The sequence below is a fragment of the Arthrobacter sp. SLBN-112 genome (assembly GCF_030944625.1).
Lineage (GTDB): Bacteria > Actinomycetota > Actinomycetes > Actinomycetales > Micrococcaceae > Arthrobacter.
On record NZ_JAUSXY010000001.1, the window covers coordinates 1399409 to 1421545 of the forward strand.

Sequence of the window (22137 nt, forward strand, 5' to 3'; positions counted from 1 at the left end):
TTTCCAGGTGCCGCTAATCCCAGGTCACACTGTTCAAAGGAGAACGAATGTCCCGTCCGGTCCCAGCCGTTGATGCCCTTCTTGCCACCTACGGTGCGGCCGATGCCTGCGCGGCGGAGCTCCTGTGCGACAGCCACGATCCCGGTTCCGTTGCTTTCACGGTGGTTGCAGCCGACCTCTCTGCGGAGGACATCACCTACGGCGAGCTCCGGGAGCGCTCGGAACGGGGAGCCGCCGCCCTGGCAGAGCTGGGGATCGGGCCCGGAGACGCCGTGGCCACCCTGATGGGAAAATCGGCAGACCTTGTGGTCATGCTCCTGGCCATTTGGCGGCGCGGAGCTGTCCACGTCCCGCTGTTCACGGCCTTTGCGTGGCCGGCCATCGAACTTCGCCTCACAGCGTCCGGCGCAAAGGCCGTCATCACCGATGCCGACCAGCGGGCGAAGATCGGGGAAACCGGAGCCGCCGTCGTGGTTGCCGGTGCAGAAGCAGCCCATCCGGACCTGGCGCTCACGCCGCTCCTGGCCAGGCAGCAACCGGGGATCGCGGCCGAAGCCGTGGGCGGTGACGGTGCCCTGGTGCTGATTTTCACGTCCGGAACCACGGGCGCCCCCAAGGGTGTACCGGTGCCGGTCCGGGCGCTGGCCGCGTTCCGCCAGTACGTCGAACTGGGCCTGGACGTCAGTGCAGAGGATGTGTTCTGGAATGCGGCGGACCCCGGCTGGGCCTATGGCCTGTACTACGGGATTCTCGGGCCCATGGCGGCGGGACGGCGGAACCTGCTGCTGCGCCCTGGTTTCTCCCCGGAACTCAGCTTCAAAGTGTTGAGGGCGTTCTCCGTCACCAACTTCGCGGCTGCTCCCACGGTGTACCGCACCATGCGCGCGAAAACCGGCGCCGGAGCGGGCCCTTTCCACCTTCGCCGCGCATCATCAGCCGGCGAACCGCTGACCCCTGAGGTGATCAGCTGGGCCCGGGAGGTGCTGGGCGTTCCCGTGCGGGACCACTACGGACAGACCGAACACGGGATGATGATCATCAACGCCTGGCATGACGACGTGAGGACGGAGCTTCGGCCGGGTTCCATGGGTCGGCCCCTGCCGGGCTGGAGCTGCGCCGTCCTCAAGGACAACGCCGACGAGCCGGCTGCACCGGGTGAACTGGGCCGCGTTGCCGTCAACGTTGCCGGGAGTCCCATGATGTGGTTCAAGGGGTACCAGGACGCGCCGGAGAAGACCGCCGAAAGGTTCAGCCAGGACGGGCGCTGGTACCTCGCGGGTGACGCGGGCATGGTGGACGCGGACGGCTACTACTTCTTCTCCTCCCGGGACGATGACGTGATTATCATGGCCGGATACCGGATTGGCCCCTTCGAAGTGGAGAGTGTCCTGTCCACCCATCCGGCGGTAGCGGAAAGTGCCGTTGTGGGTGCTTCCGATGAACTGCGCGGAGAAGTCCTGGAAGCCTACGTTGTCCTGGCAGACGGGATCACCGGCAGTGATGCCCTGGTTGCCGAACTCCAGGCCATGGTCAAGACGCAGTTCGCCGCACATGCCTATCCGCGCCGCATCCACTTCGTGGAAGACCTGCCAAAGACTCCGTCAGGAAAGCTGCAGCGCTACATCCTGAGGCAGCAGCGGGCCGCGGAACCAAGGGGCTAGCAATCAGAGATGTGGGACGTGGCTGGGGCCTTTTTGATCTTTCCTGTTTGGCTGCAAAAGGTGACCGTTCGCCGGCGCCTTTTTGCGTAGTGGCTGTTAGCGTGGAGGCCCAGCCACAGAAGGAGGAGCGATGTCCATCAATTCACCTGATTCACTGCCCGAGGATGAGCCGCAGGAGGGCGCGACGGCCAGCAAGGGCAATGCCGACGGCGGGATCCCCGGGGGGAAGGACGGCGTCGGGATTTCCGATGGTGCCGAACCCAACACCTTTGAACCCGAAGAGGATCCGGACGCCACGGCGGGGCCGGCCGACTGAGGTTCGTTGAGGGGCCGCTGGATACTGCTCAAGGTTGGCTCAAGATTGGCTGAAGGTGCTGGTTTTGGGCATTCTGGAGGGCTGCCGACCGGTAATTTCTTTATTGCTTCAGTCAGTTCCCCGGCAGGAAGCACTGGAAGCCCCTGCGCTGGAGCGAGACTCGCGCGGGGGCTTCCCCCCAAGTTCAGGCTGCTTCAGCTATTTGCAGGGGCCACGGGCGCGAAGTGCTCAACGACGGGAAACGGCTCATAGAACTGGTGCAGCAGCGACCGCCACTGCTGGTACTCCGCGGAGCAGCGAAAACCGACCGTATGGTCCTCCAGCTTCTCCCATTCGACCAGCAGCAGGTAGGTGCTGGGAGATTCAATCGAGCGGGACAGCGACAGCGAAACGAAGCCCGGCTTCGAAGCAATGATCGCCCGGGCCTGGCCGAAGGCGGCCTCAAATTCCTCTTCCCGGCCCGGCAGGACCGGCAGCAGGGCATGTTCTGTAATCACCGGGCAAGTCTGGCAGAACTTGGCTGTCCGGGGGTGATCCAGTAGCGGCGCTTGCCGTTACGGGAGTCCTCGTAGCGGCCGCCGTTCTTTTCGATCGTTGCCCGTGAGCCGGCGTTGTCCTCGTCGCAGGTCAAAAGAACCCGCTGGATCCCCAGCGCCCGGGCCGCCGGAAGCGCATCCGCCAGTGCCTTCGCAGCGTGCCCCCGCCGTCTTGCCGACGGCCGGATGCTGTAACCGATGTGGCCGCCCTCGTTGAGGAGGTACTCGTTGAGTTCATGCCGGATGGCCAGTGAACCGAGGAACGTGGCACCGTCCACAATCCACAGGTAGGTGCAGGGGACGTACCCGGGTTTGCGCACTGTTTCAGGCTTGGCGTCGTTGATGAGGACGCTGACCAGGCGCGCGAAAACCTCTGGGTCCTTGAGGTCTTCCAGCGCCCAGCCTTCAAGGCCTGCGCCGTCAACATGGGCTCCGTCGAATTCCGTTGTCGCCTCCAGCCAGGAAGCGTGGAGGGTTGCGTCAGGGCTGGTGAGGTGGGCCATCACAAGATCGTAGCCGAGCCGTCGGCGCGAGCGCGGCCTTCCCCACTGTTCCGGGCCGGCCGCGCAGGCAGCCGGCCCGGAACAATGGGTCAATCAGTTCAGGTCGAAGCGGTCCAGCTCCATGACTTTGGTCCAGGCCGCCACGAAGTCGTTGACGAACTTCTCCCCGGCGTCCTCGCTGGCGTAGACCTCGGCGAGGGCGCGCAGCTGCGAATTGGAACCGAAGACCAGGTCCACCGCGGTGGCGGTCCACTTCAGCTCACCAGTGGCCACATCCGTGATCTCGTAGGCGTTTTCTTCCGATTCGGACGCCTTCCACTTGGTGCCGGGCGAGAGCAGGTTGACGAAGAAGTCGTTGGTCAGCACCTGCGGCTTGTCCGTCAGCACGCCGTGGCTGGAGCCGCCCACGTTGGTGCCCAGGGCGCGCATGCCGCCCACAAGCGCCGTCATCTCCGGAGCGGAGAGGTCCAGCATGTACGCCTTGTCCAGCAGGAGGGTCTCCGGCTGGAGCTTCACGCCGGCGCGCAGGTAGTTGCGGAACCCGTCTGCCCGCGGCTGCAGGTAGCCGAAGGATTCGACGTCGGTCTGCTCCTGTGCGGCGTCGGTGCGGCCGGGCCGGAACGGCACGGTGACGGGGAACCCGGCGTCGGCTGCTGCTTTTTCCACGGCCGCCGCGCCACCAAGGACGATCACGTCCGCGAGGGAAACCTTCTTGCCGCCGGACTGTGCTGAGTTGAACTCCTCCTGCACGCGCTCCAGCACCGGGAGGACGGCGGACAATTGGTCCGGTTCGCTGGCCTCCCAGTTGCGCTGCGGCTCCAGCCGGATGCGGGCCCCGTTGGCGCCGCCGCGCTTGTCGGTCTTACGGAATGTAGCGGCCGAAGTCCAGGCGGTGCCTGCGAGCTGCGAGATGGTCAGGCCCGAATCCAGGAGCTTGGCCTTCAGCGAGGCGATGTCCTGGTCATCGATCAGTTCATGGTCGACGACCGGAACGGGATCCTGCCACAGCTGCGCCTCCGGAACCCACGGCCCCAGCATGTGTGGACCCACGGGACCCATGTCACGGTGCAGGAGCTTGTACCAGGCCTTGCCGAAGGCCAGGGCGAACTCGTCCGGGTTCTCAAGGAACCGGCGGCCAATTTTTTCGTAGGTGGGATCGAACCGCAGCGACAGGTCAGTGGTCAGCATCGTGGGGCGGTGCTTCTTGTTGGGATCGTGGGCGTCCGGGATGATCTCCGGGGCGTCCTTGGCAACCCACTGGTGCGCGCCGCCGGGGCTCTTGACGAGTTCCCATTCGTACTCGAACAGGATCTCCAGGAAGCGGTTGCTCCACTGCGTGGGCTTGTCCGTCCAGGTGACCTCCAGGCCCGAGGTGATGGTGTCGCCACCCTTGCCGCTGCCGTAGGTGCTGAGCCAGCCCAGGCCTTGTGATTCCAGGTCGGCAGCCTCCGGTTCGGGGCCCACGTGGGCGTCGGCGGGGCCTGCGCCGTGGGTTTTGCCGAATGTATGGCCGCCGGCGATCAGTGCGAAGGTCTCTTCATCGTTCATCGCCATCCGTTTGAACGTCTCGCGGATGAACGCGGCCGCGGCCACCGGGTCCGGGTTGCCCTTGGGACCTTCGGGGTTGACGTAGATCAGTCCCATCTCGGTGGCCCCAACGTCCTCGGCCATCGTGCTGTCGCCGGTGTACCGCTCATCGCCCAGCCAGGCGTCCTCAGGCCCCCAGAAGATCTGTTCGGGCTCCCACACGTCCTCGCGGCCAAAGGCAAAGCCAAAGGTCGTGAAACCCATGGATTCGAGGGCAACGTTGCCGGCCAGGACCAGCAGGTCCGCCCAGGATACTTTCTGGCCGTACTTCTGCTTCACCGGCCACAGCAGCCGCCGGGCCTTATCCAGGTTGGCGTTGTCCGGCCAGCTGTTCAGCGGTGCGAACCGCTGGGCACCGTCGCCTGCGCCGCCTCGGCCGTCGTGGACGCGGTAGGTGCCGGCGGCGTGCCAGCTCATCCGGATCATCAGACCGCCGTAGTGGCCGAAGTCCGCCGGCCACCAGTCCTGCGAGGTGGTCAGGACCTGGGTGATGTCCCGTTTGAGGGCTTCGACGTCGAGCTTGTCGAATTCCTCGCGGTAGCTGAACGAAGGTCCCAGCGGGTTGCTGGCCTGGCCGTGTGTGTGGAGAACGGACAGGTCCAGCTGGTTGGGCCACCAGTCCTGGTTGGTCCGCGGCCTTGTCCCCTTGGGCTGGGGTGTATCGATCGCCGGGTTTTCACTTTCGCTGCCCTGGGCGGTGGCGCTTCCATGGGCCACGGGGCACCCGCCTTCAGCGTTCTGGTCCGGGCCTTGTGCACTGCCGGGAGCGGGTACCGGGGGATGGTCTGGGCGTTCGGTCATGTGCTTCTTCCTTCCGTGGGTCCGAGGCCGCGGTTGGACTCGGGCAGCCGGTGCAACCCTCCCATTGGAACATAAACGCCGGGGAGGAGGAGCCCCCTGTTTTACTGAGGCTGCGTTCTCTCCAGAGGGATCCGTAACAGTTGGTCAACCGGTTGGGAGACTTCCCCTGGGCCGTTCCATAATCAAAGTGCGGGTCTTCTCTCTGATAGTCCAGCGCAGGCCCGCACTTCGGAGCAATCCCCACGCACCCCGCCGTCGATGATCGGCACGGCGGCGTCCGGATCCGAGCCCACACCATCCCGTCCCACCATTTGCGTGGCTACTTTCAAATATTCAGGAAACAACTTCATGGACAGTTCAAGCCTTATAGCCCTCTTCCTTGCGAGGAGCGACGATACTGCCACCAGCGCGTTGCCACGGGCGCCCAGAAGGGTCCGGGTAAAGAAGCCCGGCCTGTCGGGGTGGTCCGTCCTGCGGGGCCGGCTGGCGAGTGCCCTGCACCGGCTTGCCTGGGCGATCGAGCCCGACGCAACGGGCACCTTCTAGTCCCTCGTATTCCGGAGCACCACGACCATCGGATCAGGAACAGCAGCGGGCAACGGCCGGACGGCTCTGGTCTTGGGTGCCACCGGCATCGCGGGCTCCACCCTGGTAGATACCTTTGCTCTGGGCTTCCACTACTCCGGCAGCGGCCAACGAGGCGTTCAACATCGTCAACGGCGATGTGTTCCGCTGGCGCTGGATGTGGCCGAAACTCGCCGCGTACTTCGGCGTGGAGCGGGAGGGTACCAGGGGGGCCCGTCCCCTCGAGCAGTCCATGGCGGGGCGGGAGGACCAGTGGCGGCAGATTGCCGCGGCCCGGAACCTCAACGAACCGGAACTGGACCGGGTGGCGTCCTGGTGGCACACGGACGGCGACCTGGGGCGCGGCATCGAAGTGGTCACGGACATGGGCAAGAGCAGGGACGCCGGCTTCACGGGATACCGGCGGACGCTGGACTCCTTCACGACTGTCTGCCCGGTACCGCGCCGACAACCTGATTCCCTGATCAGGCGCCCCAGGTGTGACTCTGGCCCGCCCGACCCAACGAGTGGGTCGTTGGCTGTTCCTGGCGCCAGCCGGCCAGTGGTGCAGGACCGGCCCGGTCATCTGCGGGCAGGGATTTCGAGTCGGCAACGTCGCCGATGGCCAGGGCAGCGGCAAGGTCCATTGCCTGGTCCGGGCGGCTGAGGTCCCTGTTCGTCAGGACCTGTATGCGGCGAAGCCGCTGCGCCACAGTGTTGGGGTGGACCTGGAGAAGGCGTGCGGTTTCCGCGTTCATTTGTCCGGCTGCGAAGTACGTTCGCAACGTTTTGAGCAGCTCAGTTCCTCGGGTCGCGTCGTGGTTGCGGACCGGGCCCAGTGCCTGGCCGGCGTACCGGAGCAGCTGGCTGGAGTCATCCAGCTGGAGCAGCAGGCCTACCAGTCCGAGATCGTCGAGGGTAACTGATGCATTGGTCCGCCCACCCAGCGCGAGCATGTTCAGGGCTCCGGCAACGGAGCGGTATACCCGGGCGTACATGTTCAACTCGCTGACGGGACCTCTCGACACGGCCGTAGCAGTGGCCTTGGGGCGGCGCGAGACAGCCATTCTTCGGATCTTTTCGGTTGTGGATTCCTCTTCAGAGCGGCCGGACGGCGAAGGGATGAGCACAACGATACGGTCGTGATGGATGGTGCACAGGGGCCGCGGCTTCTGCGTCGATGCCCACGCGTTGATCCGCCGGAGGGCCTGTTGAAGGCATATGTTGACATCCTCCTGCGCCATTTCCGCCAAGGAAACCCCTACGAGGGTGTGCTCTACTTTCAGGTTGTGGCCCAGGCGTTCGGCCCGGGCATGAATTGAATCCATCGCAGAGGGTTCACCCACCAAGAGGTCATGCAATACCTCACCCTGCAGCCGCCACTGGGCCTCCTCGGCTGTCCGCGCCCGGAGGAGTTCAAGTGATGTCACCACGGTGGCATGTTCGACGGCGCGGGTCTCAAGCGGAGCCAGCGTTCGCGATGCGGTCACGGTCCAGATCCTTGCGACTTCACTGTCATTGAGGAGCACGGGAAAGACCTCGAACGCCGGGGACGGATCATCCCGGTCACCGGCTCTGGTCTTCTCGTCGGGAAGTCCGGCATCAAGGCCCGACCGGCCAATCACTGCCCCCTGGGCGTCTTCGATCAGGACGGCGCGTGAAATCAAATTCGCCAGCGCAACTGCAATCCCGGGTACGCCGCCACCCCTCAACGCAATGTCGGTCAGTTTCTGGTGGATCTCTTCGGACTTCTCCAGTAGGTCCCGTTGTGTATGCAGCTCTGCATTAAGACGTACCAATTCGTCCATCCGGCGGGCTTCATCCGAACGCAGGCGGGAAGTAGTGAGGGCAATGGCGGCGTGGTCTGCGAGTACCGAGAGAAGGGCGATCTCCTGCTGGCCAAAATTGTGGGTGCCTCTCCGATAGCAGTTCAGTGTGCCGATAGCTCGCTGACCCGATTCCAGCAGGGGTACGGAGATCATGGACCGGTAACCCTGCTCGCGGGCGACGCCGCCCCAGGGGGCAAATTGGGGCTCCGCCTGGATATCCGCAATGGCGACAGGCCTTCCGGTCCTGAATGCACGGCTGGAGGGGGCCTCGGGAGCCGTGCCCTGCTGCAACAAAACCGGGTGATCCGCGTTCACTTGGTCGATGTACTCCCGGGAGAGTCCACTCGATCCTTCGATAGTGAGCCTGCTGCCGGACGGGTCCGGCAAGAGGACGCCACAGAATTCGTACCCCATGAGGGCAGCGGCAGTATTGGCGATCAATTCGAGCACCTGCGGGAGCGGTTGGGCTGTTGCCACCGTCTGGGAAATTCCCCGGACGCTGTCCAACCAGCGGTGGACCTCAACAGATCCGTTGGTTTGCCTGTTGCCGTAGGTCGTCATTCCAGTGAGTGTAGTCATTCATGGTGTCAAAAGAAACATATTTAGCCGCTATTTGTGTTTCCAGCAACATATCGCGATACCCCTTCACATCACATACTGAGAAGGATTCCTTTCAGGGCCGTCAGAGCAGACGGGCGACAAGAAATGAGGCACCCATGATGGAACAGCTGATGTTTATCGATGGAAAGGATGTTCCTGCCGAGAGCGGAGCATTCCTGACGATCTCCAACCCCGCAACAGGCAGGCCGCTGGCCACTGTTCCGGACGGCGTCCGCGTCGATATCGACAGGGCCGTCGCTGCCGCCCGGGCAGCCTTCGAATCAGGGCCTTGGCCCCGGATGAGCCGCACCGAACGCGCAAAAGTGTTGTTGAAAGCTGCTGACGCGCTGGAAGCGGCAAGCGAGTCTCTGTTCACTCTCGAGACACAAAACAACGGCCGCCCGATTACTGAGACCCGTGCCCAGCTGTCACGTGTACCGGAGTGGTTCCGCTACAACGCGGCCCTTCTCGCCGCTCAGCGGGACGCTGTCCTGCCCAGCGATGGGCCTTACCTGACCTACCAGAAGCGCAGCCCTCTTGGGGTCTGTGGAATTATCACGCCGTTTAACCACCCGGCGTTGATCCTTGCACGGAGCTTGTCTGCTGCTTTGGCCACAGGGAACACCGTGGTGATCAAACCATCTGAACTGACTCCGCTGACCACCCTGGCCATCGCCCGCATTGTCACCGAGGCCGGCGTCCCCGAAGGAGTAATCAACGTTGTTACTGGCGGACGCGAGGCCGGGATCGGCCTGACGGAACATGCTGACGTCGCGAAAGTGACGCTGACCGGGGGCACCGAGGCCGGCCGCTCCGCCGCCGTTGCTACAGCATCCAGGTTTGCGAGGATCACTGCCGAACTGGGCGGTAAGACCCCTGTGATTGTCTTCGGAGACTACGATCCTGTCGCTGCGGCTGAAGGCGCTGCGTTCGCAGCCTTCGTTGCCTCGGGGCAATCATGCGTAGCCGGGGCGCGTTTCCTCGTGCAAAAGGATCGATACGCCGAGTTCGTTGAAGCCCTGGTCTCACGGGCCAATGCAATCAGGATCGGCGACCCGGCAAAACCTGAAACGCAGATGGGCCCGATGATCAGTGACGCGCAGCGTCGGAAGGTTCTTGACTACATTGCCGTCGGTCAGGAGGAAGGTGCCCGCCTCGCCGCCGGTGGCAGGGTTCCCGAACTGCCCGATGATCTCCGCGACGGGTACTTCCTCCAGCCCACCGTCTTTGCTGATGCAACGAATAGTATGCGCGTCGCGCAGGAGGAGATCTTCGGGCCGGTGGCCGTCGTCGTGCCATTCGACTCTGAAGCTGAGGCCATTGAGATGGCTAATGAAAACCGCTTCGGCCTTGGGGCCGCCGTCTGGACCCATGACCTCGCACGAGGGCACAGGGTGGCCGCCGCTATCGAGTCCGGAATGGTGTGGGTCAACGACCACCACAGGCTTGAGCCTTCGCTGCCGTGGGGCGGCATCAAGGAATCCGGGGCGGGCAAGGACGCTGGAACGGAGTCCTTCGACGACTTCACCTGGATCAAGACCATCGTCGTTCGGACAGCGGACTCCGACGTCGATTGGTACGGGGCCGACGCTCCCGGGCGCTTGAACTGACTCGACAGGGATCCTGAAAGGACAGCGCACGTGATGCGGAACAAACAAGATTCGGTGGCCCCTGGCTGGCGGCAGCAAATAACAAGGGTGCAATGGCTCGTACTTTTCGGCACCACCATGGGATGGGCGCTCGATGGCTTCGCGGGCAGCCTTTACGCACTCGTCCTCGGGCCGGCAATGACGGACCTGTTGCCCCACTCCGGCGTTGTGGTCAATTCGGCGCAGATCGGATTCTACGGCGGCCTCACGGTGGCCCTCTTCCTGGCCGGGTGGGCCACCGGCGGGATCCTCTTCGGAGTGTTGGCAGACTATTTCGGGCGCGTTCGTGTCCTGTCAATCGGCATCCTCACTTATGCGGTCTTCACGGCTGCTGCAGCGTTCGCTGATACATGGTGGCAACTGGGCATCCTGCGATTCATCGCCGGTCTTGGATCGGGTGTGGAAGCCCCGGTCGGTGCAGCGCTTGTTGCTGAGGTGTGGCGCAACAGGTACCGCGCCCGGGCGTGCGGGGTCATGATGTCCGGCTACGCAGCAGGGTTCTTCATGGCAGCGCTTGCCTATGGCCTGCTCAGTGAAAACGGCTGGCGTTTCATGTTGGTCCTCGCCGTCGTTCCCGCATTCCTGGTCTGGTTCTTGCGCCGGTACGTGCCGGAGCCGGAGGAGATCACGGACGTCATTGCCAGGCGCAAGGAGCGCAAAGGACAAACTTCCCGCCGCCAAGAGGACCAGTTCGTTCTCCGCAGGTTGCTTTCGCCACCTCATCTGCGGGCAACCCTGATCTGTACTGCACTGGCCACGGGGGCCTTGCTCGCCTTTTGGAGCGTCTCCACGTGGTACCCGCAGATCATCCGGGACATGACACTGGCGGAGTCACTTCCAGCGCAGGAAGCGAACCACCGGGTTGCCATCTCCTCCATGTTGTTCAATGCCGGCGGGATCCTCGGCTACGCTTCCTGGGGCTTCATGGCCGATGCCATCGGACGCAAGAAGGCGTTCCTGGTCAGTTTCGTCGTATCCGGGGCCAGCGTGGCATACCTTTTCCCCTTTGAACACTCCTACACCACCTACTTGGCCGTCATTCCCATTGTCGGCTTTGGCCTGTTCGGCGCACTCTCCGGGAACTTCGTCTACGGACCGGAAATGTTCGCACCGAGCATGCGGGCAAGCGGAATTGCCTTGGCGAACAGCATCGGCCGCTACATCACCGCGGCAGGCCCGCTCGTTGCAGGTGTCATCGCATCTTCCTGGTTTGGCGGCAACCTCGGACTGGCTACAGCAGTCCTGGCCGCCACAGGAATCATCGCCCTCATCGGCCTGTACTTCGCTCCGGAGACTCGTGACGCGGAGCTACCCACGGACGCCGTCGCAGACGTCCCTCAAGACCACGCATCAGTGAAAGGAATATCGTCATGAGCGCATACAAGGGATCGCGCGCACTCGTTATCGGAGGATCGATCGGCGGGCTGACGGCCGCCTTGCTGCTCCGCGACCTCGGATTCGACGTCGACATCTACGAACGCACACCCACGGACCTCGATGGCCGCGGCGGCGGCATTGTTCTGCAGCCGGACACCTTGAGGTGGTTCCAGGAACGCAGTTCCCAGCGGCCCGAGGACGTCAGTACCACAACGACCTGGGTCCAATACCTTGATGCCCAAAACCACGTCATTGACCGGGAAGCCCGCACGTGGTCCCACACATCCTGGGGCACGTTTTACCGTGCCTTGCTCGCCGACTTCGGACGGGACCATTACCACCTGGGGGAGTTTGCCTGCGGTTTTGACCAGGACGAGGACTCCGTCACGGTACGGTTTGTGAGCGGACGCCAGGAGAAGGCCGCACTCGTGGTCATCGCCGACGGAATCACCTCCGCAAACCGGGCCAGAATTGATCCGGACGTCACCCTCGAGTATTCCGGCTACATCGGGTGGCGCGGGACAGTCGACGAGGCAGACCTGTCGGAAGAAACTGCAAGCCTCCTGAACGACGCCGTCACGTACAACGTTGTTCCCCACTCTCAGATCACCATGTATCCCATCCCCAGCGAGAGGGGACTTGGCAGGGGGCAACGGCTGATGAACTACGTCTGGTACCGCAACGTTCCAGAAGGTCCCGAACTCGATGAAATGCTCATCAACAAGCAGGGCTTCCCGGGCAAGGTCTCCATACACCCAAACCAGGTCCAGGACCGCTACGTGGACGAGATGCGCCAGACGGCCTCCCGGATCCTCGCCCCGGCCGCAGCCGAATTGGTCACCTCCACGAAGGCCCCGTTCATCCAGGTTGTCTGGGACTCGCGGGCATCGAAGATGGCCAACGGCCGCGTCGCACTCATTGGTGACGCTGCCTGCGCTGCACGACCCCATGCAGCTGCCGGCACCGCGAAAGCGGCAGCCGACGCCTGGGCCCTCAGCGACGCATTGACGGCAGCGGCAGGCAATGTTGCCGAAGCATTGGAGAAATGGGAGCCGGGCCAGCTCGAACTGAGCAGCAACCTGCTCGCCCGCGTCAAGGCCATGGGCGAACGGTCCCAATTCACGAACACCTGGACCCCGGGCGACCAGGACCTTCGTTTCGGCCTTTACGGACCCGGCCGCTAAGCACAACAAACCAACGAAAGGACTCACGATGAGCACCAACAGCTTCCTCAGCGACCTTCCCCTTGCAGGAACCCTCGTAGGAGAGGACTTCGACGGCTGGTCGGAGGAACTCCGGAAGGAATTCGAGACCCACGCCTTCGACGGCGAGGTAGGGTCCAAACTGCTCAGCCAAAACGACCGCGTCAGGGTCTGGGAAATCCGGCTCGCCCCGGGCGAACGCTGGCACACCCATCGCCACGTTCTCGATTACTTTTGGACCGCAGTCAACGCCGGCAGCAGCCGGCAGCATACACATGACGGCACAACGCGCGACGTCTCGTATTCTGCCGGCGAGACCAGGCACTTCCACTTCGGTGCAGGGGAGTACCTGCTCCACGACATCGAGAACATCGGTCATACCGACCTGGTTTTCACCACCGTCGAACATCTTGACTCCGTCAACGAGCCACTGCCGTTGGGCGCGTCATGAACGCTGATTTGATCGACGTTCACGCACACTGGCTTCCGGCAAGCTTGTTCCACCTTCCGTCAGGCTCACCATTTGGAAGCATGCGGGACAAGGACGGCGAGTTGTTCCTTGGGGACCTGCCGCTCTCGATCAGGACCGAGGCCATGAGCGATGTCAACGCAATCATTGCCGACATGGATGCCCATGGCATCGCATTGCGGGCCTTGTCGCCACCGCCGTTTGCCTTCGCGGTGAACTCGCCGTCCGAGGACTACATCAATGAGTACAACTCAAGCCTTTCAAAGGTGGTGGCTGATTCCTCAGGCCGTCTCGCTGGCCTCGGTCTGACCCGGCTTGATGACGCTGCGGCTGCGCAGCGACAGATCCGCTCAATTGCTGCGGCGGGCGTCCTCGCGGGTGTGGCCATCCCACCCGTTCTCAGGGGAGAGTCACTGGACACCGGTGTGCTTCGGGCCGTCCTGCGCTCTGCCGCTGGATATCACCTGGCAGTGCTGGTCCACCCGATGCAGTTGCCACGCCCTGAATGGGCCTCCTACTACCTTGCCAACCTCATTGGGAACCCGGTGGAGACAGCAACAGCGGTTGCATCAGGAATTCTTGGGGGCGTCCTGGAAGAACTGCCTGATCTTCGGATCTGCTTCGTCCACGGGGGCGGATGCGCGCCCGCGCTTCTGGGCCGCTGGTCGCACGCCTGGCGGGCGCGGGCCGATGTCCGCGCCGGCAGTTCCACGGATCCACGTGATCTTTTCCGTTCGGCGTACTTCGACACGGTCACGCACGATGGGAAAACACTGGACCTGCTGGCAACACACGCAGGGGAAGACAGGATCCTCTGCGGGACGGACTACCCGTTCGACATGGCAGAAGCCGACCTGCCCGGCTTCGTGGAAAAGAACGGACTGGACCGGGCCGCTCTCCAGCGCAACGGCGCGGCCTTCCTGGGCGTTGGGACGAGGACGGCGGAGCCACGATGAATGAGCTGTTCCAGCCCCTCACTCTTCGGCGACTGACAATACCTAACCGCATCTGGATGTCTCCCATGATGCAGTTCTCCTCCTATCCGTCCGGACCCGAGACAGGTGCAGCCACTGATTGGCACTTCCAGCACTTCGCAGCCCGCGCACTGGGCGGTGCAGGCCTGGCCATGGTCGAAGCAACCGCCATCAGCCCGGAGGGGCGAAGCAGCCGCTTTGATCTGGGCTTGTGGAATGACCGACAGGCTACGTCTCACCGCAGAATCATCAAGTTCTTGCACGACCACAAGACCGCGGCCGGCATCCAACTGGTCCACGCCGGCCGCAAGGCAGCCACCGGCCGGCCCTGGGAAAACGAAAGTACTGAAGATGGCATGTGGCAGCGCGTGGCGCCCAGCGCTGTCCCTTTTGGCGGCCTGGCCGCCCCGAAGGAGCTGACCCGCGCGGAAATCCATGCTCTCGTCCGGCAGTTTGCTCACAGCGCCCGGCTGGCCAACCTGGCGGGCTTTGATGTGCTTGAGCTCCATGGGGCCCATGGCTACCTGATTCACCAGTTTCTGTCGCCGGCTTCCAATCACCGCACCGATGAGTACGGCGGATCCCTGGCAAACCGGATGAGGTTCGCGGTGGAAGTCGTTGATGCTGTGCGTCAAGAGTGGCCCGTTGATAAGCCGTTGTTCTTCCGGGTATCAGCGACTGACTGGCTGGCGGGAGACGCCGACGACGAACGCCGCGGGTGGACCAGCAGCGAGTCGGTCCTGCTTGCAAAAGAGTTAAAGGACCACGGAGTGGACCTGTTCGATGTCTCCACCGGAGGCATCGTGCCGGACGCGAAGATTCCTGTACGGCCGGGCTATCAGGTTGAATTTGCCGAACAGATACGCGAGGAAGCGTCCATCGCAACGGCGGCGGTAGGGCTCATCACGGACGCCGACCACGCTGCCCGGATCGTCAGCTCCGGCCAAGCAGATGCCGTGTTCCTTGCCCGGGAACTGTTGCGCAACCCCTACTGGGCACAGCAGGCGGCGGAGCATCTGGGCGAGCCGGCAAGGTACCCGCACCAGTATTCACGGGCTTTCAGCAGGCCAGTCCAGACCGCACTGTCCCGGTCTTGACCCAGGACCCACCGCAAAGTACCTGCAAAAGCATCAACATAAGGAGCCATAAGTGATCACACTCGATCACATCGCGGTCTGGTCTGACAACCTGTACCGCACCACCGTGGGACTCAGCCGACAAACCGGCATCGGGTCTTCCGACGGTGGTTACTTCCCCGGCCTGGGGCTGGGCCAAAAGATCATCTCGCTGGGCAACTACGTGTACATCGAAGTAGAGAGCATCGTTGACCATCGCATGATCAGGGACCGCGAACCCATGGCTCTTGAACTGGAGCGCCAAACAGGTTCTGGCGATTGCTTTGCCGGATTGTGCTTGCGCACTGACTCCATGGACGAGATCCACGAACTCGCCAGAGCCCATGGACTCACGCCAATGGAAGGAATATCCGGCGGGAAAGTCTCCATGGTCCCCTCGGCGGATAAACCACCGATTCCCCACACTCCCGATTTCTGGAATTCCTGGCGGATTGGGAAGCCGAACGTCTACTACGTCCCGGACTTGAGCAGGCATTCCAGCCTGGCACCTGTCCAGCAGGGAACCGGCGACGTCAAGGGCGCAGGCGTCATCTCGATCGAAATCGGTGGCACCGAGGCCGATCTGCAGGCGTGGCTGGGCGATGTTGCCAGCGCGCGGCAGCTCGGCGTCGACATCACCTACAACGGCGGACCTGACGGGCTCTACGCGGTCACCTTTGATTCCTCCGTTGGACCGCAAACCATCCGGCTAAACCCCATCACCCTCTAAACCCCATCACCCTCTAACCCAACTCCACTCCCCAATTACAGGAGCCAAAATGTCAGTAACCATTGCAGACGTCGAAGGGCAAACCAAAGCCCAAAGGGTGCGTCGTGCTGCCTTCTCCGGGTTCTTTGGCAGCGCCCTCGAATACTACGATTTCATCATCTACGGCACTGCCGCGGCCCTTGTCTTCGGCAAAGTGTTCTTCTCCGACATGTCAGGCGGAGCAGGAGCCTTGGTGTCCGTCGCAACCTTCGGGGTCGCCTATGTTGCCCGTCCTTTCGGCGCCATATTCTGGGGCCACATCGGTGATCGGCTGGGCCGCAGGACTGCCCTGATGCTCTCCATAGGCTTGATGGGTGGCGCCACCTTCCTCATTGGCGTCCTCCCTTCCTATGGAAGCATCGGTTTGGCGGCTCCGATCCTCCTGGTGGTTCTTCGGCTCCTGCAGGGCATCTCGGCAGGGGGAGAGGTACCGGGATCCAGCAGCCTGACTGTAGAACACGCCCCCGACGGCAAACGGGCTTTCTACACAGCCTTCTCGATGAGCGGCATGCAACTGGGTATGTCGGTGGGAACGTTGGTCTTCCTGCCGCTTGCCGCAATGCCCCAGGAACAGCTTGTTTCGTGGGGATGGCGCATCCCATTCCTTCTCAGCGGCATCTTGACACTCATTGCGTACCTCCTCAGGCGAAACCTTGAAGAACCTGAAGTCTTCAAGGAGGTACGCGAGGAAGGCAAAACAGATTCCCTGCCCATCGTTACCCTTCTGCGTTTCCACTGGAAAGCCACGCTCCGCGTACTTGTCTGCAGTTGCATCAACGTCGTGGGCACCATCTTCAACGTGTTTACCCTGGCTTACGTGACGCAGAACCAAGGCGTCTCCAGCGTCACCATGCTGGTAGCGGTGTCTGTGGGAAACATTGGTGCCGCAGTGATGGCACCCGTTGTGGGTATCTGGGCGGACCGTTTCGGACGCCGCCCCGTCTACATCATCGGCGCACTGGGTGCCAGTTCCACGCTGTTCGTCCTGTTCAACGCTATCGACTCGGGCAACGTCTTCCTTCTGCTCATCGCAGCGGTCTTGGGCATCAGCGTCTTTTACAGCATGGCCATCGGCGTCGGCGCTGCCTACTACGCGGAACAGTTCCCATCCAAGGTGCGGTACACCGGAATGGCAGTAGGGCTCATGCTCGGATTGGTGGCTGCAGGTTTCGCTCCGACCATCGCCCAGGCGCTCGGCGCCGGACCAAGCTCGTGGCAGCCGGCAGTGTGGATGTGCGTGGCGGTGGGCATCCTGGGCGCCATCGCAGCGCTGGCCGGACCGGAAACCGGCCGCAAAACCACCCGCGAACTCGGGTAGCGGCAGGCCCGGTCAAGAACGATTGCGCACAAACGACGGATCAATTCCGGTGGCCATATTCAAAGAGACGGAAATGTCGGTAGCGGTTGACGCGGACGATCCGCACACCCAGAAAAATGAACTGATGCGCGCCATCGAAATCGCAGAGCTTGAGGCCGGCCTTTTGGGCGGTGCCGGGGTCGTGATCACCCAGCACGACTACTGGTCCTTCTCCGTCACGCCAACCTTTGAGGTTCCGTTTGGCCAAAAGGAGGAGCGACGGCAATGGCTTTCCCTTCTCGGGGAGGCTGGACCGTCAAATGTCCCAGCGATGCGCGGTCAAGGATCACACCGCTGACGGTCGCCTTGGACCGATCAGCCAAAGCGTTCGGAACCTCCCGTGTCTGGGACACGGGAGGTTCCGGAGCCGAGTCCCAGGCGGCGCCCGACGCCTGAGCTCGATTCGCAGCACGGGCCCCGATCGAGCCAGGGAATACAGCAATTAGTTGAACGGAAAATCTCGTGACGATGCATGCAAACTGCAAACGTGAAGCTGAACATCCTGCAATGCGGGCTGTCGTCGAGCCGCGCACTCCCTCCATCCACATGCGGGCTTTCATCACCTGGACGGCAATCTTTCCCTTGGTGTCTACCGGCATGCTTGTGCTGGGGCCTCTGATGGAGGGGTGGCACCCGGTCCTCCGGGCGCTTCTTCTCACTGCACTGGTCGTGCCTCTGGCGGTCTACCTTGTGGTGCCACGGCTGCTGGCGGCCTACGGTGCGCTTGCACGCAAGGTGAACATCGCTCGCCCGACCCACACCGCACGCCGCAATAAGACCTGAACCGGAGCCTGCCGTACGCCGTCAGTGAACCCTGAAACTTCCTCCAACAACGCCCGGTCAAGTCCCAGTTTCCGGACGTACACTGACCTTCGCACCACGTTTGTGGACACACCGTCAGGTTGGAGCCGCCCATGCTCTGGAAGCTACTCGTTGAATACCTCAGGCCGCACCGTCCGTTGCTGGCCGCCGTCGTCGTTTTCCAGCTGGCGCAGTCCATCGCATCCCTGTACCTGCCCACGCTGAACGCGGACATCATCGACCAGGGCGTGGCCCGGGGTGATACCGGCTACATCATGTCCACCGGCAGCGTCATGCTGCTGATCACGCTGGCGCAGATCGCGTGCGCCGTGGTGGCGGTGTATTTCGGTGCGAAGGCGGCGATGGGCCTGGGCCGGGACTTGCGTGGCGCCATCTTTGAACGGGTGGGCGAGTTCTCCGAGCAGGAGGTCACCAAATTCGGCGCCCCCAGCCTCATCACCCGCTCCACCAACGATGTCCAGCAGGTCCAGCAGCTGGTGCTGATGTCCGCCACGCTGATGGTGGCCGCGCCCATGCTCAGCATCGGCGGGGTGATCATGGCCATCCGGCAGGACGCCCAGCTGTCCTGGCTGATTGCCGTGTGTGTCCCGGTGCTGCTGATCGCCGTAGGGCTCATTGTCACCCGCATGGTGCCGCTGTTCCGCAAGATGCAGACCCGGATCGACACCGTGAACCGGGTGCTGCGCGAGCAGCTGACCGGCATCCGGGTGGTGCGGGCGTTCGTGCGCGAGGACATGGAGACGGAGCGGTTCGCCGGCGCCAACAGTGACGTCACGGATGTTGCCCTGCGCGCCGGCCGGCTGATGGCGCTCATGTTCCCCGTGGTCATGCTTGTCCTGAACATTTCCAGCGTGGCTGTGATCTGGTTCGGTTCGTTCCGGATCGAGGACGGGTCCATGCAGGTGGGCACCCTGATCGCGTTCCTGAGCTACCTGATGCAGATTCTGATGTCCGTCATGATGGCAACGTTCATGGCCGTCATGATCCCTCGCGCCTCGGTGTCCGCGGACCGCATCGGCGAGGTGCTGGGCACCAGTTCCAGCGTCCTGCCGCCGGAGAACCCGGTCACCAGCGCGGCGTTCGCCGGCAAGCCGCGGCGCGGCGAGCTGGAAATGCGCGACGTCGGATTCGCCTACCCGGGTGCCGACCAGCCCGTCCTGTCCGGCATCAGCTTCACCGCCCGCGCGGGTGAGGTGACGGCGATCATCGGCAGCACCGGCTCGGGCAAGACCACCCTGGTGAACCTGATGCCGCGGCTCTTCGACGTTACCTCCGGGGCGGTGCTGATGGACGGCGTGAACGTCAGGGACCTGGACCCGGACCTGCTGTGGGGGCATATCGGCTTGGTGCCGCAGCGGCCGTACCTGTTCTCCGGCACCGTGCGCAGCAACCTGCTGTACGGCAACCCGGACGCCACCGAGGATGAGCTGTGGACTGCGCTGGAGATCGCGCAGGCCAGGGACTTCGTGGAGCGGATGGAGGAGGGGCTGGACGCGGCCATCTCGCAGGGCGGCACCAACGTCTCCGGCGGCCAGCGGCAGCGGCTGGCTATCGCCCGGGCCCTGGTGAAGCGGCCCGAGCTCTACATTTTTGATGATTCGTTCTCGTCCCTGGACACCGGCACCGACGCCCGGCTGCGGCAGGCGCTCAAGCGCAGCACGGCCGGGGCAACCATGGTAATCATCGCCCAGCGGGTGTCCAGCATTGTGGAGGCGGACCGGATTTTGGTGCTCGACGACGGCAGGATCGTTGCGCAGGGCACGCACCACGAGTTGCTGGAGACTTCGGAGACGTACCGCGAGATTGTCTCGTCCCAGCTGGCAGCGGAGGAAACGGTATGAGCACGCACCGCGCAGGAACCCGCCCCGCCGGAGCCGGCCCGGGCGCAGGTGCGCGCGCTGGAACCTCTGGTGGCGGCAAAGGCGGCCAGGCCGACGTCGTACGGATCCCGCGCCCGGCCGGCGGACCCGGCAGGGGCGGACCGTTCGCCGGGATGAATGTGCCGGCGGAGAAGGCGATGAACTTCAGCGGCTCGGCGAAGCGGCTGCTGGCCACCCTGCGGCCGGAACGGCTGTGGCTGGTGCTGGTGCTGTTCATGGCCGTGGCGGGCGTGGCGCTGCAGGTGATAGGGCCGCGGCTGCTGGGTGAGGGCACCAACCTGATTTTCTCCGGCGTGGTGTCCAAGCAGCTGCCGCCGGGCGTGACTCAGGCGCAGCTGATTGCGCAGCTGCGGGCGGCGGGGGAGAACCAGAAGGCGGACATGCTCAGCGCCATGACGCTGACGCCCGGTGCGGGGATCGATTTCGCGGCGCTGGGCAGCGTGCTGACGTGGGCGCTGGTGCTGTATGTGCTGGCGTCGGCGTTCATGTGGGGGCAGGCGTATGTGCTCAACGGCGTGGTGCAGCGGACGGTGTTCGGGCTGCGCGAGCAGATCGAGGCGAAGATCAACCGCCTGCCGCTGCGGTATTTCGACTCGATCCAGCGCGGTGAGCTGCTGAGCCGGGTCACCAATGATGTGGACAACATTTCGCAGAGCCTGCAGCAGTCCATCAGCCAGGCGGTGACCTCGGTGCTGTCCGTGGTGGGCGTACTGGTGATGATGTTCATCCTTTCGCCCACGCTGGCGCTGATCGCGCTGGTGACCATTCCGCTGACGCTGGGCATCACCGCGCTGATCGCCAAGCGCTCACAGAAGCTGTTCGTGCAGCAGTGGAAGAATACGGGCGAGCTGAACGGGCAGATCGAGGAAACCTACACCGGGCACGCGCTGGTAAAGGTGTTCGGCCGGCAGCGTGAGGTGGGGGAGCGGTTCCGGCAGAAGAACGCGGAGCTGTATGAGGCGAGTTTCGGGGCGCAGTTCATTTCCGGGCTGATCATGCCGGCCATGACGTTCATCGGCAACCTGGTGTACGTGGGGATCGCTGTGGTGGGCGGCCTGCAGGTGGCGTCCGGGGCGATGCAGCTGGGCGATGTGCAGGCGTTCATCCAGTACTCGCGGCAGTTCACCCAGCCGCTGGCGCAGCTGGGGTCCATGGCCAACTTGCTGCAGTCCGGTGTGGCTTCTGCTGAGCGGGTGTTCGAGCTGTTGGATACGGAGGAGCAGTCCGCTGATCCTGTGGGTGCTTCTTTGCAGAGCCCTGACGGTGCCGGGCGCGGGCGGCTGGTGTTTGAGGATGTGTCCTTCTCGTACTCGCCGGACAAGCCGCTGATTTCCGGGCTGTCCTTGGTGGCGGAGCCGGGGCAGACGGTGGCGATTGTAGGGCCGACCGGTGCGGGCAAGACGACGCTGGTGAACCTGATGATGCGGTTCTACGAGCTGGATGCCGGCCGGATCACGCTGGACGGCGTGGACATCACCACCATGACGCGGAACGATCTGCGCTCGCGGATGGGGATGGTGCTGCAGGATACGTGGCTGTTCGGCGGGACCATCCGGGACAACATCGCATACGGGCGGCCAACTGCTTCCTCGGACGAGATCCTGGAGGCGGCTACTGCGACGTACGTGGACCGGTTCGTGCACTCGCTGCCCGAGGGGTACGACACGGTGCTGGATGACGAGGGCGCCAACGTGTCCGCGGGTGAGAAGCAGTTGCTGACGATTGCCCGGGCCTTCCTGGCGCAGCCTTCTGTTCTGATCCTGGATGAGGCGACGTCCTCGGTGGATACCCGGACCGAGGTGCTGGTGCAGAAGGCCATGAGCGCGCTGCGGTCCGACCGGACGTCCTTCGTGATCGCGCACCGCCTGTCCACGATCCGCGACGCCGACCTCATCCTGGTGATGGAGGCCGGGCAGATCGTGGAGCAGGGGAACCACGCGTCACTGCTGGGCGCCGGCGGGGCTTACGCCCGGCTGTACGAGGCGCAGTTCGCGGCGCCGGTGGCGGAGGTTTAAGCTACGGCAAGGGCTATGTTGCCGGTGAAGTACGCTCCGCCCGACGACGCAGAACAATGTAGCGGGCCACCAGCCATAGCCCCAGCGGCACCAACACAATTCCGGTAATCA

General features: G+C 63.6%; 19 protein-coding genes and 1 pseudogene. 16 read left to right on the forward strand and 4 right to left on the reverse strand.

The features are described 5' to 3' along the window. The first annotated feature begins 47 nt into the window (after positions 1-47). Both QF050_RS06570 and QF050_RS06575 read left to right on the forward strand, forming a co-directional pair. Positions 48-1661: an AMP-binding protein gene (locus tag QF050_RS06570; RefSeq protein WP_308929711.1), complete on the forward strand. Its 1614-nt coding sequence runs from the start codon at positions 48-50 to the stop codon at positions 1659-1661. 130 nt (positions 1662-1791) lie between these two features. Further along, positions 1792-1977, forward strand: a complete 186-nt coding sequence (locus QF050_RS06575; RefSeq protein WP_308929712.1) for a hypothetical protein — start codon at positions 1792-1794, stop codon at positions 1975-1977. 194 nt (positions 1978-2171) lie between these two features. On the opposite strand, the gene QF050_RS06580 is transcribed toward QF050_RS06575, so the two are convergent. The 3 genes from QF050_RS06580 to katG form a co-directional block, all read right to left on the reverse strand. Then, positions 2172-2474 carry an antibiotic biosynthesis monooxygenase gene (locus QF050_RS06580; protein WP_308929713.1) on the reverse strand — a complete coding sequence of 101 codons (303 nt, stop codon included), beginning with the start codon at positions 2472-2474 and terminating at the stop codon, positions 2172-2174. Beyond that, positions 2471-3016, reverse strand: a complete 546-nt coding sequence (locus QF050_RS06585; RefSeq protein ID WP_308929714.1) for a GNAT family N-acetyltransferase — start codon at positions 3014-3016, stop codon at positions 2471-2473. Before QF050_RS06585 ends, QF050_RS06580 begins: the two co-directional genes overlap by 4 nt. Positions 3017-3109: 93 nt before the next feature. Continuing rightward, positions 3110-5404, reverse strand: coding sequence for a catalase/peroxidase HPI (gene katG, locus QF050_RS06590; protein WP_308929715.1), 2295 nt, complete (start codon positions 5402-5404; stop codon positions 3110-3112). 348 nt (positions 5405-5752) lie between these two features. On the opposite strand from katG, the gene QF050_RS06595 reads away from it, so the two are divergent. Both QF050_RS06595 and QF050_RS06600 read left to right on the forward strand, forming a co-directional pair. Next, positions 5753-5950 (forward strand): hypothetical protein, encoded by a 198-nt coding sequence (locus QF050_RS06595; protein ID WP_308929716.1) that lies wholly within the window; start codon positions 5753-5755, stop codon positions 5948-5950. 115 nt (positions 5951-6065) lie between these two features. Further along, positions 6066-6453 (forward strand): annotated as a pseudogene (locus tag QF050_RS06600) (NAD-dependent dehydratase); the annotation flags it as partial. On the opposite strand, the gene QF050_RS06605 reads toward QF050_RS06600, so the two are convergent. Next, the gene (locus QF050_RS06605) at positions 6454-8376 is read right to left on the reverse strand and encodes a GAF domain-containing protein (protein WP_308929717.1); all 1923 of its coding nucleotides are present in this window, start codon (positions 8374-8376) and stop codon (positions 6454-6456) included. It lies immediately after the preceding pseudogene. 137 nt (positions 8377-8513) lie between these two features. Here QF050_RS06605 and QF050_RS06610 point away from each other — a divergent pair, with 137 nt between their 5' ends. From QF050_RS06610 to QF050_RS06665, 12 genes are all read left to right on the forward strand, one after another. Further along, positions 8514-10007, forward strand: a complete 1494-nt coding sequence (locus tag QF050_RS06610; RefSeq protein WP_308929718.1) for an aldehyde dehydrogenase — start codon at positions 8514-8516, stop codon at positions 10005-10007. An 87-nt stretch (positions 10008-10094) separates the two neighbouring features. After that, positions 10095-11420, forward strand: coding sequence for an MFS transporter (locus tag QF050_RS06615; protein ID WP_308929719.1), 1326 nt, complete (start codon positions 10095-10097; stop codon positions 11418-11420). After that, positions 11417-12607 (forward strand): FAD binding domain-containing protein, encoded by a 1191-nt coding sequence (locus QF050_RS06620; protein WP_308929720.1) that lies wholly within the window; start codon positions 11417-11419, stop codon positions 12605-12607. The genes QF050_RS06615 and QF050_RS06620 overlap by 4 nt, the downstream gene beginning before the upstream one ends. Before the next feature lie 28 nt (positions 12608-12635). Beyond that, positions 12636-13076, forward strand: a complete 441-nt coding sequence (locus QF050_RS06625) for a hypothetical protein (protein ID WP_285242682.1) — start codon at positions 12636-12638, stop codon at positions 13074-13076. Continuing rightward, entirely contained in the window at positions 13073-14050 is a 978-nt protein-coding gene (locus tag QF050_RS06630; RefSeq protein ID WP_308929721.1) for an amidohydrolase family protein, read from the forward strand. Before QF050_RS06625 ends, QF050_RS06630 begins: the two co-directional genes overlap by 4 nt. Further along, positions 14047-15165 (forward strand): NADH:flavin oxidoreductase/NADH oxidase, encoded by a 1119-nt coding sequence (locus tag QF050_RS06635; RefSeq protein WP_308929722.1) that lies wholly within the window; start codon positions 14047-14049, stop codon positions 15163-15165. Before QF050_RS06630 ends, QF050_RS06635 begins: the two co-directional genes overlap by 4 nt. Before the next feature lie 52 nt (positions 15166-15217). Continuing rightward, positions 15218-15913, forward strand: a complete 696-nt coding sequence (locus QF050_RS06640) for a VOC family protein (protein ID WP_308929723.1) — start codon at positions 15218-15220, stop codon at positions 15911-15913. A 49-nt stretch (positions 15914-15962) separates the two neighbouring features. Beyond that, complete coding sequence (locus QF050_RS06645; RefSeq protein ID WP_308929724.1) at positions 15963-17270, forward strand: MFS transporter; 1308 nt, start codon at positions 15963-15965, stop codon at positions 17268-17270. A 73-nt stretch (positions 17271-17343) separates the two neighbouring features. Beyond that, positions 17344-17607: a hypothetical protein gene (locus tag QF050_RS06650; RefSeq protein ID WP_308929725.1), complete on the forward strand. Its 264-nt coding sequence runs from the start codon at positions 17344-17346 to the stop codon at positions 17605-17607. A 170-nt stretch (positions 17608-17777) separates the two neighbouring features. Next, complete coding sequence (locus QF050_RS06655) at positions 17778-18092, forward strand: hypothetical protein (RefSeq protein ID WP_374121561.1); 315 nt, start codon at positions 17778-17780, stop codon at positions 18090-18092. 131 nt (positions 18093-18223) lie between these two features. Further along, a complete protein-coding gene (locus QF050_RS06660; protein WP_308929726.1) occupies positions 18224-19972 on the forward strand; it encodes an ABC transporter ATP-binding protein in 1749 nt (582 codons plus the stop codon). Continuing rightward, entirely contained in the window at positions 19969-22026 is a 2058-nt protein-coding gene (locus QF050_RS06665; RefSeq protein ID WP_308929727.1) for an ABC transporter ATP-binding protein, read from the forward strand. The genes QF050_RS06660 and QF050_RS06665 overlap by 4 nt, the downstream gene beginning before the upstream one ends. Positions 22027-22137: the final 111 nt, after the last annotated feature.

Bases quoted from the DNA above. Each gene is read 5' to 3' on its own strand.
- QF050_RS06660 (WP_308929726.1), top strand. From the start codon at position 18,224: ATGCTCTGGAAGCTACTCGTTGAATACCTCAGGCCGCACCGTCCGTTG.
- QF050_RS06620 (WP_308929720.1), top strand. From the start codon at position 11,417: ATGAGCGCATACAAGGGATCGCGCGCACTCGTTATCGGAGGATCGATC.
- QF050_RS06625 (WP_285242682.1), top strand. From the start codon at position 12,636: ATGAGCACCAACAGCTTCCTCAGCGACCTTCCCCTTGCAGGAACCCTC.
- QF050_RS06605 (WP_308929717.1), bottom strand. From the start codon at position 8,376: ATGACTACACTCACTGGAATGACGACCTACGGCAACAGGCAAACCAAC.
- QF050_RS06655 (WP_374121561.1), top strand. From the start codon at position 17,778: ATGCATGCAAACTGCAAACGTGAAGCTGAACATCCTGCAATGCGGGCT.
- QF050_RS06665 (WP_308929727.1), top strand. From the start codon at position 19,969: ATGAGCACGCACCGCGCAGGAACCCGCCCCGCCGGAGCCGGCCCGGGC.
- QF050_RS06650 (WP_308929725.1), top strand. From the start codon at position 17,344: ATGTCGGTAGCGGTTGACGCGGACGATCCGCACACCCAGAAAAATGAA.
- QF050_RS06635 (WP_308929722.1), top strand. From the start codon at position 14,047: ATGAATGAGCTGTTCCAGCCCCTCACTCTTCGGCGACTGACAATACCT.
- QF050_RS06575 (WP_308929712.1), top strand. From the start codon at position 1,792: ATGTCCATCAATTCACCTGATTCACTGCCCGAGGATGAGCCGCAGGAG.
- QF050_RS06630 (WP_308929721.1), top strand. From the start codon at position 13,073: ATGAACGCTGATTTGATCGACGTTCACGCACACTGGCTTCCGGCAAGC.
- QF050_RS06645 (WP_308929724.1), top strand. From the start codon at position 15,963: ATGTCAGTAACCATTGCAGACGTCGAAGGGCAAACCAAAGCCCAAAGG.
- katG (WP_308929715.1), bottom strand. From the start codon at position 5,404: ATGACCGAACGCCCAGACCATCCCCCGGTACCCGCTCCCGGCAGTGCA.
- QF050_RS06610 (WP_308929718.1), top strand. From the start codon at position 8,514: ATGATGGAACAGCTGATGTTTATCGATGGAAAGGATGTTCCTGCCGAG.
- QF050_RS06570 (WP_308929711.1), top strand. From the start codon at position 48: ATGTCCCGTCCGGTCCCAGCCGTTGATGCCCTTCTTGCCACCTACGGT.
- QF050_RS06595 (WP_308929716.1), top strand. From the start codon at position 5,753: ATGGACAGTTCAAGCCTTATAGCCCTCTTCCTTGCGAGGAGCGACGAT.
- QF050_RS06585 (WP_308929714.1), bottom strand. From the start codon at position 3,016: ATGGCCCACCTCACCAGCCCTGACGCAACCCTCCACGCTTCCTGGCTG.